This window comes from Ruegeria sp. BC5 (assembly GCF_056539205.1).
Genome location: NZ_JBQFUN010000006.1, coordinates 163,888 through 177,456, shown reverse-complemented (window position 1 = coordinate 177,456; position 13,569 = coordinate 163,888). Strand labels below are relative to the sequence as shown.

At 53.0% G+C, this 13,569-nt stretch carries 16 protein-coding genes; 7 read left to right on the top strand and 9 right to left on the bottom strand.

Translation table 11 applies throughout. The annotated features are described in order from the left end of the window. Positions 1-21: 21 nt before the first annotated feature. Positions 22-1,029, bottom strand: coding sequence for a Bug family tripartite tricarboxylate transporter substrate binding protein (locus tag ACR0LY_RS15050; RefSeq protein ID WP_170352031.1), 1,008 nt, complete (start codon positions 1,027-1,029; stop codon positions 22-24). 135 nt (positions 1,030-1,164) lie between these two features. On the opposite strand from ACR0LY_RS15050, the gene ACR0LY_RS15045 reads away from it, so the two are divergent. The 6 genes from ACR0LY_RS15045 (at position 1,165) to ACR0LY_RS15020 (ending at position 7,581) form a co-directional block, all read left to right on the top strand. Then, positions 1,165-2,253 carry an isocitrate/isopropylmalate dehydrogenase family protein gene (locus tag ACR0LY_RS15045; protein ID WP_170352032.1) on the top strand — a complete coding sequence of 363 codons (1,089 nt, stop codon included), beginning with the start codon at positions 1,165-1,167 and terminating at the stop codon, positions 2,251-2,253. Further along, positions 2,250-3,281, top strand: a complete 1,032-nt coding sequence (locus tag ACR0LY_RS15040) for a Gfo/Idh/MocA family protein (RefSeq protein ID WP_170352033.1) — start codon at positions 2,250-2,252, stop codon at positions 3,279-3,281. The genes ACR0LY_RS15045 and ACR0LY_RS15040 overlap by 4 nt, the downstream gene beginning before the upstream one ends. Beyond that, positions 3,278-3,955: a GntR family transcriptional regulator gene (locus tag ACR0LY_RS15035; protein WP_170352034.1), complete on the top strand. Its 678-nt coding sequence runs from the start codon at positions 3,278-3,280 to the stop codon at positions 3,953-3,955. Before ACR0LY_RS15040 ends, ACR0LY_RS15035 begins: the two co-directional genes overlap by 4 nt. A gap of 215 nt (positions 3,956-4,170) precedes the next feature. Further along, on the top strand, positions 4,171-5,271 hold the full coding sequence (locus ACR0LY_RS15030; protein WP_170352035.1) for an Acg family FMN-binding oxidoreductase: 1,101 nt from the start codon (positions 4,171-4,173) through the stop codon (positions 5,269-5,271). After that, complete coding sequence (locus ACR0LY_RS15025; RefSeq protein ID WP_217353310.1) at positions 5,261-5,710, top strand: MarR family winged helix-turn-helix transcriptional regulator; 450 nt, start codon at positions 5,261-5,263, stop codon at positions 5,708-5,710. The genes ACR0LY_RS15030 and ACR0LY_RS15025 overlap by 11 nt, the downstream gene beginning before the upstream one ends. A 338-nt stretch (positions 5,711-6,048) precedes the next feature. After that, positions 6,049-7,581, top strand: coding sequence for a phospholipase D family protein (locus ACR0LY_RS15020; protein WP_170352036.1), 1,533 nt, complete (start codon positions 6,049-6,051; stop codon positions 7,579-7,581). 103 nt (positions 7,582-7,684) lie between these two features. Here ACR0LY_RS15020 and ACR0LY_RS15015 read toward each other — a convergent pair whose 3' ends face one another. From ACR0LY_RS15015 to ACR0LY_RS14985, 7 genes are all read right to left on the bottom strand, one after another. Beyond that, on the bottom strand, positions 7,685-8,239 hold the full coding sequence (locus tag ACR0LY_RS15015; protein WP_170352037.1) for a CIA30 family protein: 555 nt from the start codon (positions 8,237-8,239) through the stop codon (positions 7,685-7,687). A gap of 11 nt (positions 8,240-8,250) precedes the next feature. After that, complete coding sequence (locus ACR0LY_RS15010) at positions 8,251-8,703, bottom strand: TspO/MBR family protein (RefSeq protein WP_170352038.1); 453 nt, start codon at positions 8,701-8,703, stop codon at positions 8,251-8,253. Positions 8,704-8,716: 13 nt separating this feature from the next. After that, the gene (locus ACR0LY_RS15005) at positions 8,717-9,220 is read right to left on the bottom strand and encodes an aggregation factor core (RefSeq protein WP_170352039.1); all 504 of its coding nucleotides are present in this window, start codon (positions 9,218-9,220) and stop codon (positions 8,717-8,719) included. A gap of 134 nt (positions 9,221-9,354) precedes the next feature. Continuing rightward, positions 9,355-9,738 (bottom strand): nuclear transport factor 2 family protein, encoded by a 384-nt coding sequence (locus ACR0LY_RS15000; protein ID WP_170352040.1) that lies wholly within the window; start codon positions 9,736-9,738, stop codon positions 9,355-9,357. A gap of 145 nt (positions 9,739-9,883) precedes the next feature. Then, positions 9,884-10,264, bottom strand: a complete 381-nt coding sequence (locus ACR0LY_RS14995) for a VOC family protein (protein ID WP_170352041.1) — start codon at positions 10,262-10,264, stop codon at positions 9,884-9,886. Continuing rightward, positions 10,261-11,277: a zinc-binding alcohol dehydrogenase family protein gene (locus ACR0LY_RS14990; RefSeq protein WP_170352042.1), complete on the bottom strand. Its 1,017-nt coding sequence runs from the start codon at positions 11,275-11,277 to the stop codon at positions 10,261-10,263. Before ACR0LY_RS14990 ends, ACR0LY_RS14995 begins: the two co-directional genes overlap by 4 nt. A 26-nt stretch (positions 11,278-11,303) precedes the next feature. Beyond that, a complete protein-coding gene (locus ACR0LY_RS14985) occupies positions 11,304-11,594 on the bottom strand; it encodes a putative quinol monooxygenase (RefSeq protein WP_170352043.1) in 291 nt (96 codons plus the stop codon). 104 nt (positions 11,595-11,698) lie between these two features. Between ACR0LY_RS14985 and ACR0LY_RS14980 the strand changes: the two genes are divergently transcribed. Then, positions 11,699-12,586 carry a LysR family transcriptional regulator gene (locus ACR0LY_RS14980; RefSeq protein WP_170352044.1) on the top strand — a complete coding sequence of 296 codons (888 nt, stop codon included), beginning with the start codon at positions 11,699-11,701 and terminating at the stop codon, positions 12,584-12,586. 32 nt (positions 12,587-12,618) lie between these two features. On the opposite strand, the gene ACR0LY_RS14975 is transcribed toward ACR0LY_RS14980, so the two are convergent. Further along, positions 12,619-13,524: a haloalkane dehalogenase gene (locus tag ACR0LY_RS14975; RefSeq protein ID WP_170352045.1), complete on the bottom strand. Its 906-nt coding sequence runs from the start codon at positions 13,522-13,524 to the stop codon at positions 12,619-12,621. Positions 13,525-13,569 lie beyond the last annotated feature (45 nt).

Here is a 13,569-nt window from a genome sequence, read left to right as displayed (position 1 = left end):
GCCCTTTCAAAAGTGATCGGATTATGGCTTCTCGATACCCAGCGACGCCGGATCGACGGTCGCTGTGCCCAGATCTTGCAAGGTGTAGGCAAAAGTAGCCTCGAGGTTCGCAAACAGCTCTTGAGCTTCTTCGCCGTGTTGACCACCGACATCGTAATTGTTTGCCGCTGCCCATTCCGCAACGGTGTCGGACGCAATCGCTTGCTCGAAGGCATCACCAAGCGCGGCCTTTACGTCGTCCCCCGCTGAACTGTGAACTGCAAACCCGATGGCCTGCTTGAGTGGCAAATACTGATCGAGACCGTCATAGATGCCAAAGGCAGAAGGCACTGTTGCCCCTGCAATCTGCGCATCTTCGGGTGTCAACATCGCAAGCGGTTTAAGTTGACCGCCTTCGATCAACGGGGCCTGTTCAGCTAGAGAAGTCACAACCAACGCGACTTCACCTGCTATTGCTGCCTCCTGCCCGGGCGCTGAACCTTTGTATGGAACAAACTTGAATTCTGCACTGGACCCTTTTTCGATAGCCAGAAGGTTCAAGTGGTGGATCGAACCTGCGCCGGAAGCCGCCGCTGGAATGGTCCCAGGAGCAGCTTTTGCGGCGTCGACCAGCTCTTCCAGCGTGTTGTAAGGGCTATCTGCTGGAACCGAGATCAGATCAGGTGATCCGCCAACAATGAACGGATACCAAAAGTCAAATTTTTTATCCCAACCACCCTGCACAGCAGCGGTGACGTTGGACTCTGACAGACCAACCAATGTGTAGCCATCGTCTGGTTGATTCATGACGTAGACCATACCGTTGGAGCCTGCGACACCACCTGTTTGATTGATCACATTGATCGAGACTGGAAGGTGTTTTTCCATCTCGGCCATGATCATTCGGTTGATCGTATCCGTACCTCCTCCGGCCCCCCAGACCACAGCTGTGGTGATATCACGATAGGGATAATCCTGCGCAACAGCTGCCCCTGCAATCCCGGTCGCCATCACGGCTGCGGCCGCCAACCGCCCTAGCTTTTGTTTCATTTCCAAGTCCTCCCAAACAACTTTGCGTTTATTATTGCATTTATTTGCGTATACATTAAAGAATGCGTTGTCAACGGACTGTAGTGAAAGCTGCTATCGCGCTATGAATGCGAAACGGGAAGGAAGCGGGCTAAGATGAAGAAAAATTATGATGTGGCAGTGTTCCACGGGGACGGAATCGGCCCGGAAATTATGGCCCCTACGCTTGAAATACTGCACCAGCTTTCGCGCAGCAGTCCCTCATACGAACTGGTGTTTACAGACGCTCCGGCGGGCGCAGGCCACTACGCCAAAACTGGAGAATCGTTTCCGGCTGGGTCACTCGAAACTGCACGCAACGCCGACGCGATTCTGCTATCTGCAATGGGTTTGCCGGACGTTCGCTACCCTGACGGAACCGAGATTTCACCGCAGATCGATTTGCGAAAGCAACTGGGACTTTTCGCTGGTGTACGGCCAGTAAAGGTAAGCAGCGGACAAATGACCCCCTTGGCGCTGCCCACCGGAAAAGAGATCGACTTTGTCTTGATACGCGAGAGCACAGAAGGACTGTTCTTCACCCAAGGCACTGGCGAAGTTACCGAACACGAAGCACGTGAAACTCTGCTGATCACTCGTGAGGTGTCCGAAAAACTGTTCCGTTTCGCGTTTGAACTCACCCAGAACCGCAAAAGAACCGGGCGCGGTCGGGGTCGAGTTACATGTGTCGACAAAGCTAATGTGTTCCGCGCCTTTGCGTTCTTCAGATCGATGTTTGATGCAGAAGCTGCACACCATCCCGAATTGCAGGCAGACCATGCCTATGTTGATGCCACCGCTCTATGGATGGTTCAAAAGCCTTGGGAATTCGATGTATTGGTGACTGAGAACATGTTCGGAGACATCCTCTCCGACCTTGGCGCGGGTCTCATGGGTGGTCTTGGACTGGCTCCGTCAGCGGATATCGGGTTGAAGCACGCTGTATTCCAACCCTGCCATGGTTCCGCTCCGGACATTGCGGGACGGGGTATTGCCAATCCTTTTGCGATGATCCTGTCCGCAGCAATGATGCTTGAATGGTTGGGGTTGACCCATGATCATCCAGACCTGTCCAACGACGGCGAACGGTTGAGCGAAGCCGTGGAAAAGGTGACTGCGAACGGACAGAACCTGACGTGTGACTTAGGTGGCACCGCCGGAACGCAGGACGCAGCCGCGTCGGTATTGGAAGCATTGCGGGCATGAATACTCAACAAGCCATCAGGGTCGCGTGTGTGGGTGCGGGGTACTTCAGCAGGTTCCACTACGAAAGCTGGTCCCGAATGCCCGGAGCGGTTCCGATTGCATCCTGCAACCGTGATATCAACAAGGCGAAGGAAACAGGACTGGCCGCTTACGACGATTTGTCAAAAATGCTGGAGGCGGAAGAACCGGATCTCGTGGACATCATCCTTCCACCTGTGGCGCAGGCCGCCGCCATCCGAACGGCACTGCGGTTTGGTATCAAGTGGCTGATCTGCCAAAAACCTTTCTGCATGTCATTGGATGAAGCTAAGAAGATCGTTTCGGAGGCTGAAGCATTAGGCGCAACTATTGTCGTGCATGAGAATTTTCGCTTTCAGCCCTGGTATCGTGCGATCAAGGTAGCGATGACCGAGGGTCGAATTGGAACACCTCTACAAGCGACTTTCCGACTTCGACCCGGTGACGGACAGGGACCAAGCGCCTACCTAGACCGGCAGCCGTACTTTCAGGATATGCCACGTTTCCTCGTTCATGAAACAGCGGTTCACTGGGTAGACACATTCCGATTTTTATTCGATGCGCCCAGCGCAGTTTATGCGGACTTGCGTCAAGTTAACCCCGTTATCGCGGGCGAGGATGCAGGTTACATCCTGTTTGACCACCCCAACGGTTTGAAAGCTCTGTTCGATGGGAACAGGTGCCTTGACCACAGCGCCGAAAACCTGCGTCAGACCATGGGCGAAGCTCTCGTCGAAGGAACAGATGGATCACTGGTTCTTAACGGCGACGGGTCAGTAGAACTCCGCGCATTTGGAAAACAGGAGCGACAGCAAATTCTACCTCCGAGCGATCATGATGGATTTGGCGGAGATTGCGTCCACGCCTTGCAAAGTCACGTCGTTTCAGGCCTTCTACGGGGCATGCCATTAGAGAACTCGGCCCGAGATTATCTGGACGTGATCCGCATTGAAGAGAAGATCTATCTTTCGGCTGCGGAGGGACGAAAAATCAACCTGGAGACGCCGTGAAGGATCAGGACGCAAAAACTCTTTCCAATACGCAGCGCGCAGTAAGGGACTTGCGGCAGATGATCCTGTCCGGCGAACTTGCCGCCGGGACTGACCATCTGGAGTCGGAACTCGCCGAAACTCTGGGCATGTCCCGCACCCCGATACGGGAAGCTGCGTTGATGTTGGAAAGTAAAGGGTTGCTGGAAATGCGGCCCCGCAAGGGCGTGCGGATACTACCTGTTTCATCAGATGATATGCGTGAAATTTACGACATACTGACGGAACTCGAGAGCCTCGCAGCGCAGCGCGCTGCCGAAGCGGGTTATTCCGAAGATGAACTGGCGGTACTTGCTGGATCAATTGCAAAGATGGACCAAGCCATCGAAGCCGAAGACCTTGAAGCCTGGGCCGAGGCCGACGAGTTGTTTCATCAGGAGCTCGTTCGGTTGGGCGGCAACAAACGGGTCGAAGCGATTGTTGCCATGATGAGCGACCAGGTGCGTCGCGCGCGCGCAACTACGTTGTTCATCAGGCCCCTGCCCGTCAAATCCAATGAAGATCACCGGGTTGTTTTTCAAGCGATTAGTGAAGGTCGTCCAGATGCCGCCCGCGAACGTCATCGAGAACACAGGCTGCAAGCGCAGGCTATGCTTTGCGGGATACTCGAAAAGCATCGGCTCAACAGCCTCTGATCTTCTCGTGTCCGGTCGTTAATCAACTAAAATAACTGCCAATTTTCGACATCAAAGGCGCTCCGAATATTTGTCGCCCACGGCAGTCCACGGTTGCGTCCGGCTGTTCTGATTTTCTTTTTTCAATTCACTCAACCAATCACTGCATCGTTTGGGGTTGATGTGGTACGAATTCGTATTAAATTAGTACGATATCGCACTATTGGAGAGTCAAGATGCCAAACCGAAGACGTTTTCTCAAGATTCTAGGCGGAAGCACAATACTGGCGGCAACCGGTGCGGTTGCGTTTCTCGCTACACGCACGCCGCATGACGCGCTGGCTCCGTGGACGCCAAAACCGTATGACGACCCACGCAAAGTTGCTTTGTCCTATGCAATTCTCGCCCCCAATCCGCACAACTTGCAACCTTGGCTGGTCGAGTTGGTTGGACGAGACAAGGTGCGCATCCACCGCGATCCTGATCGCGAGCTTCCGGAAACCGATCCTTACCACCGTCAGCTCTATATTGGCCTCGGGGCATTTGTTGAGACGATGGTACTGGCGGCAAGTGCTTTCGGGTTCGATACCGAGGTCAAGTTACTGCCAGATGGGGATGACGGACCCATCGCAGAAGCAGTATTTGTGCCAGGCGGAACATCCGATCCACTATCAGATCAAATCCTCAAACGGCATTCTAACAAAGAACCGTACACTGAACAGCGACTGTCCGAGGCGGAAATGTCAGTCCTTGAAAACTACGCCACTCTGATTTCCGATGAGAGTCTAGTGGCCCGTATTCGAGACCTCACGAAACGCGCATTTGAAATCGAGATGCGTACACCGCAGACGCTGAAAGAATCCGTCGACCTCATACGGATCGGGAAAGCAGAAATAAACGCCAACCCTGACGGGATTGAACTGCGTGATCCCATGCTGGAAACACTGCGACTAGCAGGTCTGTTGGACAATGAGACCCTGATGAACGTTGACCACCCGGGCACTCAGTCACACATGCGAGGCTACTTCGCCATGCTAGACGCGACGCCGCAATACGCGGTCATCACGACGGCTACAAACACGCGAAGCGATCAACTCGATGCCGGGCGTCGATTGATGCGTTTTTATCTGAAGACAACCGAAATGGGCCTGGGCGTTCATCCGGTCAGTCAGGCACTTCAGGAATATCCCGAGATGGCCGATGAATACGCTCTGGCGCATGAGCTTCTTGCGCCAACAGGGCACACAGTGCAAATGTTGCTGCGTTTGGGGTATGGACCCGAACCAATTGCCACACCCCGCTGGCCGCTGGAGACACGAATTCTGAATGAAGCCTGAACATGAGACCAACGAAGTCTACCGGTTCTTCACCGAGGTCGGGATCATCAATCAGTTGATCTCGACCAAGCTAGAAGCGTTCTTACCTGGCAGAATGACCGCAACCCAATTTGGCATATTGGGCCATCTGGTCCGGCGCCCCGAGGGAGAGACGCCACTACAGCTATCGAACGCTTTTCAAGTGCCCAAGACGTCGATGACGCACATGCTCTCCAGTCTTGAAAGTCATGCCTTAATTACCCTTGAAGCCAACCCCAATGACAAGCGTTCAAAAATTGCCCGGTCCACACCGCGAGGCGCGGAGTTTTTGAAAGCTTGTATGGAGCGGATGTCGGAAGCCCTGGATCCTGTTTTGTACGAACTCGGATTCGATCCATTTCGCAACTCGCTGCCGAATCTGACGCTCATACGCGAAGCTTTGGACAGCGAACGGGACTAAGTAGAGCCAGCGCCGCCCAAAGCACGACCTCAAACGATCAGAACACCATGCTATCTGCGCCTAGGAGCAGCGACGGCGATCCTCGAGGCAAGATGGGCATGTCGTCAAATATTGCAATCCACGCGTCACCATCAAATACCACGAGTGGTTGGTTAAATTCCCACCTATTGGGGAACTGCCAGAGTTCGTTCGAACTAGCGCGCCGTCACAGTCGCCAATCGAAAAAGTAGGATGTGCGAAATCAACACCAAAAACGAAACAACCTCAGGCTACATAGAACAAACTTGCAATCGCGTGCTCCGACGTAGTCACCTAGGATACGGGGATGGAGCAAGCTGATGACGCGATGGAAGTTTGTGGTTTGTGTTTGGTGTGCGCTGACTCTTGTTGCTTGCGCTCCAAAAACTCGCACCTATGAAAAGACGGTATCGGCCTCGCTTCCGGCAAACTCGCGCACAGCTCTTAGTCAGGCAGCCAACCGGCTTGGCGATCCCAAAGACGGTCGGTCGGGGGTCAAGCTGATCAGTGACGGCGAAGAAGCGCTTGTTTCACGTTTGCTGTTAGCGGCTGCGGCTGAGCAAACGATAGACGCGCAATACTACCTTCTGCACAACGACCCAACGGGCCACCTTTTTGCAGCTAGCCTATTGCAGGCCGCAGATCGGGGTGTTCGTGTCCGATTGTTGCTGGATGACATGGATACGTCCAGCTATGACGCAATGACAGCCGCATTGGACAATCACGAGAATATTGAAATCAGGTTGTTCAATCCGTTTTGGCGCGATCAGAGCCTTTTGTTCGCGGGTCTGACGGACTTCAAACGCATCAACCGCAGAATGCACAACAAGTCCATGACGGCGGACAACGTGTTCACGATAGTGGGTGGCAGAAACATCGGTGCCGAGTATTTTCTGGCTCGGAAAGAAATGAACTATGCCGATCTGGATGTGCTGGCCGCAGGCCCAGTTGTACGCGAGGTGTCGCAAAGCTTTGACGCATACTGGAACAGCGAATTCGCCGTTCCGGCTCGTGTGGTCGTTGGAGAACCCCAGGAATTTGACCTTGCTGATGCACGAGTCCGGTTGAACGAACTGGTCGAGGAAGCGAGGCAAACGCAGTACGGCGCTGCCCTCAGAAAATCAGCGCAAGAGAACTTCGCGGATGGAGCCCTGTCACTGGATTGGCTGCCCGCGAAACTTTATGCTGATCCGCCCTCAAAAGCCGAGGGTCTCGAGAACTCAGGTCCCGTTCTGGCATCTCAATTGCTTCCGTACTTTGAGAATGCCAACAGTGAGGTGAACATCGTCTCCGCCTATTTCGTGCCGCGCAACAACGGTGTGAAATGGCTTACCGAACTTGAGAGCCGCGGTGTTAACGTGAAGGTCGTGACCAATTCGCTTGCATCTAACGACGTCGCACCCGTTTACGCACACTATGCTAAAAAACGCCGAGCACTTTTACGCGGTGGAGTAGAACTCTACGAACTGCGCCCCGACGCCTATCAGGTCCAACGTCGGGGTATTAACTGGGCTCAATCTCGATCAGGCCTACACTCCAAGGCATTTGCAGTTGATGACCGATACTTGTTCGTAGGGTCGTTCAACTGGGACCCGCGGTCTGTCAACATCAACACCGAAATGGGAATTCTGATTGACTCACCAGCATTGACCGCACGGACTATGGGTGCCTTGGACGACGCGCTACCCGCATACACATATAACGTGACGCTAGAGCACGCCGGTCAGCTTAAATGGACAACAAGAGGCGATGATGGCAACGTCCTTGAGTATGAATCCGAACCGACAGGATCAGCTTGGGATCACATAGTTTCCGGTTTCCTAAGTATTTTACCAATTGGGTCACAGCTTTAGGTTTGTTGACAAATAATCTGGCCGCGTGCCGCTCTTCTCGGACACGCGTCTACAGCGAATGGGAAACACCCTGACGTATTTCGGGCCATCGCCCAGGCGACCTTCAGTAAAAACCAATCTCGCTGACATCTACACGGGCGTCGTGATCGCGCCCGTAGGCGACAATTCCAACTGAGGTGATATCGTCAGCGACGGGAATAGAGCGCAACATGGCACCTGAAGCCTTAAAGTTTGACAAAGGTAAAGAAACCTCGGTCCATTCGTCAGAAGTTTCGAACTCGGCCTGATAGTATTGCCAGGGCAGCACCGTGCCACGTGTTCTGAGGTGAACGAAGTATTGCTCGCCGTTGCCCCGCACCACTAACCTGACGCCTGATACACCCTCATCTGGTCGAACAGGTAACTTGCGTCGGAACTGGATGAAGCCGCCGTTGTTTTCTGTACTCACGGTTCCGGTCAACCGCGCGAATGCAACATCACCTTCCGAATGAAACCGCACCTGCCCTGAAGAGACCCCTCCCATGACGGTGTCGGCAATGTAGTCCCAACGCGTCTCCGGAGACTCGGAGAAGTCCTCAGCAAGATTTCCATCAGCCTGCGCCATTGTAGATCCGATGATAAATAGACCTGAAACAAGCCCAACGAAGTTGCCACGCATATTGTTCTTCCTCAGTTCAGTATCGCAATGGAAAGGTTCAGCGCCGTGGCAAATGCGACCCACGCGAAGTAAGGCAGGAAGGCCAATGCGGAGACCTGATCTGAATTCCTGACCTGAGCGATGAACATGAAGATTACGGCCAACAACGCGACAATGACCACAAGGGCAAACCACGGCAGTTGCAGTACGAAAAAGGCTGGGGACCACAAAAAGTTCAGACCCATCTGCGCCCACCACTGCTTCATTGCGGTCGAACTTCGGTCTGTTTCAAACTGACGCCAACCAACCATGGCTATCAAGACATAAAGCACCGTCCAAACCGGACCAAAAATCCAATTTGGTGGATTGAAAGCAGGTTTAGAAAGCTGAGCATACCATTCGCCAGGTGCAGTCAGTGTCCCGATCAGGATGCCGCCTCCCATCACGAGGGCAAGAAATGCTATGCGGACCATCCAGTTCGACATTGTAAGGCAGCTTTCAGCAGTCCTTGGTCGCTACGTTGACAACTGCGTCGGAAGAGAAGGTTGCAGTATTGGTCTCAACTGCGTCGGCATATGACACTGTTGCGCCTTCGATCTCGGACCCGGTTACGGTGATTTCGCGTTGCCCGATTGTATCATCAACATCAATGGTAAAGGCGAGTTTGTCCCCAGCCGCGAGGGCGGCGATCTCAAGTTCAATTGTATTTTGCCCGTCCACCACCAAAGGAAGTTGCCGCAGTGCATCAACACCCTCAACGATTTCAAGCGGCTGGAATACCTCTACGCCTGCGCCATTTTCGGTGACATCGAAAATCAGGCGTCCGGTAGATTGCGACAGTTCAATTTTGAGGGTTGAGGCTTCTACTTCGCACGTTCCGACATTCGTCAGAACAAAACGGTCCTTTGGTGCACCTTCTATGAAGCGAATTTGAACTCCGGCGTGAAGCGAGGTAGCTGCGAAAAGTACGAGGCACACCGCAATAATTCTGGTCGGAAGCATTTTTGTCTCCTTTCGACGGTTCCTGACAAATACGCTCTGGCGGCTTTCTTGGATCAGACTTATGCCCTTTGACTATCGTGGTTCAGCCGACAGGACCTTTCAATGTTCCATGCGCCGCTGTCAGAACAGTTAAGTCAAAACATGCCGTTTTCATTCTCGCTGTTTGCCGGAACCTCCTGAAGAACGTCCCAGTGCTCGACAACCTTCCCATCGACATCCAGGCGAAAAATATCGATCCCTGCGTACTCGAGACCATCGGGCCAGATTTGGTGGCAATGCAAAACAACGTGGTCGTCTTCAGCAAAGGCACGTTTGATATCCACACGCTTTCCCGGGTATTCGGCAGCCATACGCTCGAAGTACTCGACAAAGGCTTGCTTGCCGTCGCCAACATGCGGGTTGTGCTGCGTATAGGTTTCCCCAACAAAGATCTCTATGGCCTCGGCAGGTCGACACTCGTTGAACATCATTTCGTAGAAAGCGATGACGTTTTTCTTGTTTGTTTTGAGGTCCGGCATACTGATCTCCAAATCGACATTTGCACCGCCCAAAAAATGTTGGCCCACGCAAGTCTTGGAAGCAACCCGGCAAGGACCTCAATCCCTAATCGGCAAGAAGTTACCGGCTTGATTTTGCGTTGCGACTATTTCGCGGGTTAGCCACTTATTCAGTTTCTTCAAAGTCTATGTGAATGTGATTTCCATCAGGATCGGCCACATGGATTTGGATCATTCGGGATCCCGGGACTTCGGATTTGCGATACTGGATCTGACACGAGATCAGTTTTTCTTCGAATGCTCTCAACCCTGTGGCTGAGAGCGCAAAATGCTCGAGCTTGAGCTTCACTTCGGAGCCGACATTAGGCGTTCCTTCGTGACCCACAAGGTGAACCACGGCGTGATCACCCGCATACAACCAAGCTCCGGGAAACGGAAAATCAGGGCGGGCCCCGAGTTTTAAACCCAAGACCTCTTCATACCAAGTAACCATCTCAGGCAACTTAGTCGTCACGATATTCACATGATCCAGCCGCTCAATTCTCATCTAAAACCCTCAAGCACGAGCTTTCCTTTGGCCTTGCCGCTTTCAAGGATAGTATGCGCTTTCTTTAAGTTTGTAGCATTGATCCTACCAAGTGTATCGGTCGCTGTGGATCTGATCTTTCCGTCATCTATCAACCCGGCGACCTGATTCAGGATTTCGCTTTGACGGTTCATATCTCCAGTCCCAAAAAGCGACCGAGTGTACATGAACTCCCAATGCAATGAGATCGATTTAGGTTTGAACGGCGCGATGTCGAAGGTTTCAGGATCATCAATCAACCCAAAGCGACCTTGAGGTGTCATCACCTCTCCAGCTTGGGAAGCATAAAGCTGGGAATGGTTTGTCGAATAAATGAAATCCACGCTGTCGATACCGAGAGCCTCGAGTTGTGAGCCAAAAGGTTCCGCATGGTTGATGACATGGTGTGCACCCAGCTCTCGAACCCAGTCTTGTGTCTCGGGTCGGGACGCCGTCGCTATCACTGTCAATTCAGTAAGAGCCCGGGCCAATTGAATGGTGATCGACCCGACACCGCCTGCGCCACCAATAACCAACAACGTATTGGTCCCGCCGGAAACGGCATCTTGAACTCGCAAGCGGTCGAACAGCATCTCAAAGGCAGTAAGTGTCGTTAGCGGCATCGCCGCAGCTGCTTTTGCAGATATGGACTTTGGCGCTGACCCGACGATACGTTCATCTACCAGATGAAACTCAGCATTGGTCCCCGATCTGTTTATTGCCCCGGCGTACCAAACTGTATCTCCCGGACTGAAAGTCTCAACCGTTTCACCAACTGCTTCGACGATCCCTACTGCGTCCCACCCCAGAATATCAGGTATTGGACCTACAGGAGCACGTTTTTGACGAATTTTCGTATCAACTGGGTTCACTGACACGGCCTGCACCTTCACCAACAAGTCGTGCTCTTTCGGCGTCGGTTTGTCGGCCTCAAAGTCGATTAAGGCGTCCGCCCGATCAATCGACCCTGTCTCAAGGTATCCCACGGCTTTCATAACGTGCTCCTTTGTCCGGTTCTCAATCAACCGATGACTGTCATCTCATTCAACGTGAATTCTGCAACGGCGCCCTCTGTTGCTTCCAGGTAAGCCGCAAGGTGCTGAGCACCCATGTGGGTTTGCCAAAGCTCTCGGCTTTGCCAGTTTTCGTAGAACACGAAATGAGCCGGGTTGTCGTTGTCCTGGTGCAGGTCATAGTTAATGCAACCTTCTTCGGCACGGGTTATGTCGATGAGCTTGATCAGCTCGGCCTTTACGAGGTCAGTCTTGTCGGGGTTAGCTTTGATGTTGGCGACGATTGTCAACTTGGCCATTGGAATAGGTCCCTTGTGTATTTGCGCGATGCGTTAGATTTACGCCGCAGTCTTTTCGGGATAAACGGAGTATAATCGAACATATAATCCGGAAATACCGTTTAATGCATTTAGACAATCTTCGCTTGTTTCTGACCATAGCCGAGAAAGGCAGTCTTGTGGCCGCGGCGCGCGACACAGGGATGTCGAGCACGACAGTGTCCGAGCGGCTCGCGGCTCTCGAGGCACATTACGGAGTGGTTTTGTTCAACCGCACCACCCGTTCCATTAGCCTGACCGAAGAAGGCCGGACACTAGCTAACGGAGCAAGAAGCATACTCAGTGAGGTTGCGGACCTGGATACACTTGTTCGGCACGGTGCCGAAACTCTGTCTGGTCCAATTCGCATAAGCGCGCCGATTGACTTGGGACGGAGCATTGTTTCCAAGGTTATTGCCGAATTCACCGAAGAGAACCCAGCCGTCTCAATCGAACTGTCCCTCTCGGACGGCTATGTCGACCTTGTGGGCCAGGGTTTCGACCTCGCCGTTCGCTTTGGCAACATCACAGACAGCTCGCTCAGGTTGCGAAATCTAGGAAGCTACCAACGTTTCGTATGTGCGTCTCCAAGTTATCTGGCCTCATTCGGAACGCCCGAAAAACCAGAAGATCTATTAATCCACAACTGCTTGGTCATGAGGTTTGGCGACATGATCGACAACGTTTGGGAGTTTGGATCAGGGCCAAATGCCCAGCGCGTATCGGTAAAGGGAAATCGAATAGTCAATGATGGTTCACTCATCCGCGATTGGGCGATTGCAGGCCATGGGGTCGTATTGAAGTCAGAACTGGATGTAGGCGAAGATGTTCGATCTGGCAGACTTGTTTCTGTCTTGCGCGACTTCCTCCCACCGCCGAAACCTTTGCAAATGATGTTTCCGCCTAGCCGAGCCCAACCACGTCGCATAACGGCCTTGGCCGAGCACTTGCGTCGCAAATTTGGTGTGAATTGAGGCAACAGGGGAAGAAACTAGACTGATACCAGCTAGGTTTGCTTAATGAATTTCAAAGTCGCCTGTGCTAGCTCTCTGCCAGCATCTTCTTGAATGAAATGCCCGGCTTTAGGCACAACGGTATGGTTTTGACCAACTGCCCCAGGGATCGACTTTTGGAACACTTTGTCTACTCCCGCCATGACCCTGTCATCTTCTCCAAAAACGGTCAGAAACGGAGTGTTGAGGGTCTTTAGGGTTTTCCATGCGGCTCGGTTGGCTTCTGAAGCTGGGTTGTCGGGTTTGTCGGGCACCAACATTGGAAACTGTCGAGCGCCTGCCAGATAGCGCGCATCCGGGAACGGTGCGTTGTAGGCTGCGACCTCTTCATCGGAAATCTTGGATGTTGTGCCGCCGAATACGATGCGTCCCGAATTAAATTCAGGAACGGATTGCGAGTATTCCCGCCAAGAAAGAAATGCCTCGCCCAAGGGAGTGTCACCGGTGGGCAAGGCCGTGTTTGCCACAACTACCCGATAGAACCGCTCGGGCATACTCGCAACTAGCCGCAAGCCTATGAGTCCGCCCCAGTCTTGGCAAACCAATGTGATGCTCGTTAGGTCAACTTTCCGCAACCACTCGGACATCCAGTCTACATGGCGTTGGTAGGTGTAATCGAACCGCTCAGCTGGCTTGTCCGACCGTCCGAACCCAATCAAATCAGGCGCCAGAACTCGGTGGCCCGCATCTTTGAATAATGGGATCATGTGCCGATACAGGAAACACCAGGTGGGCTCTCCATGCATCAACAATACAGGCGGTGCCTGTGCCGGACCCTCATCCAAATAGTGCAGTCGGAGTCGACCGCCTTCGGTATCATCCACATCAAGATAGTTCGGGCCGAATGCGAAATCTGGCAACCCGTCAAACCGATGGTCAGGTGTTCGAAGGAACTTCATTGTGAACTCTCCAATATGCCGACGGTATTGGCCAAGCAACAGTGA

What these genes read in the sequence shown, in the direction of transcription:
- ACR0LY_RS14980 (WP_170352044.1), top strand. Translation starts at nt 11,699, where the DNA reads ATGCATTTAGACAATCTTCGCTTGTTTCTGACCATAGCCGAGAAAGGC.
- ACR0LY_RS15050 (WP_170352031.1), bottom strand. Translation starts at nt 1,029, where the DNA reads ATGAAACAAAAGCTAGGGCGGTTGGCGGCCGCAGCCGTGATGGCGACC.
- ACR0LY_RS15030 (WP_170352035.1), top strand. Translation starts at nt 4,171, where the DNA reads ATGCCAAACCGAAGACGTTTTCTCAAGATTCTAGGCGGAAGCACAATA.
- ACR0LY_RS14990 (WP_170352042.1), bottom strand. Translation starts at nt 11,277, where the DNA reads ATGAAAGCCGTGGGATACCTTGAGACAGGGTCGATTGATCGGGCGGAC.
- ACR0LY_RS15020 (WP_170352036.1), top strand. Translation starts at nt 6,049, where the DNA reads ATGACGCGATGGAAGTTTGTGGTTTGTGTTTGGTGTGCGCTGACTCTT.
- ACR0LY_RS15045 (WP_170352032.1), top strand. Translation starts at nt 1,165, where the DNA reads ATGAAGAAAAATTATGATGTGGCAGTGTTCCACGGGGACGGAATCGGC.
- ACR0LY_RS15040 (WP_170352033.1), top strand. Translation starts at nt 2,250, where the DNA reads ATGAATACTCAACAAGCCATCAGGGTCGCGTGTGTGGGTGCGGGGTAC.
- ACR0LY_RS15015 (WP_170352037.1), bottom strand. Translation starts at nt 8,239, where the DNA reads ATGCGTGGCAACTTCGTTGGGCTTGTTTCAGGTCTATTTATCATCGGA.
- ACR0LY_RS15010 (WP_170352038.1), bottom strand. Translation starts at nt 8,703, where the DNA reads ATGTCGAACTGGATGGTCCGCATAGCATTTCTTGCCCTCGTGATGGGA.
- ACR0LY_RS15025 (WP_217353310.1), top strand. Translation starts at nt 5,261, where the DNA reads ATGAAGCCTGAACATGAGACCAACGAAGTCTACCGGTTCTTCACCGAG.
- ACR0LY_RS15005 (WP_170352039.1), bottom strand. Translation starts at nt 9,220, where the DNA reads ATGCTTCCGACCAGAATTATTGCGGTGTGCCTCGTACTTTTCGCAGCT.
- ACR0LY_RS15000 (WP_170352040.1), bottom strand. Translation starts at nt 9,738, where the DNA reads ATGCCGGACCTCAAAACAAACAAGAAAAACGTCATCGCTTTCTACGAA.
- ACR0LY_RS14995 (WP_170352041.1), bottom strand. Translation starts at nt 10,264, where the DNA reads ATGAGAATTGAGCGGCTGGATCATGTGAATATCGTGACGACTAAGTTG.
- ACR0LY_RS14985 (WP_170352043.1), bottom strand. Translation starts at nt 11,594, where the DNA reads ATGGCCAAGTTGACAATCGTCGCCAACATCAAAGCTAACCCCGACAAG.
- ACR0LY_RS14975 (WP_170352045.1), bottom strand. Translation starts at nt 13,524, where the DNA reads ATGAAGTTCCTTCGAACACCTGACCATCGGTTTGACGGGTTGCCAGAT.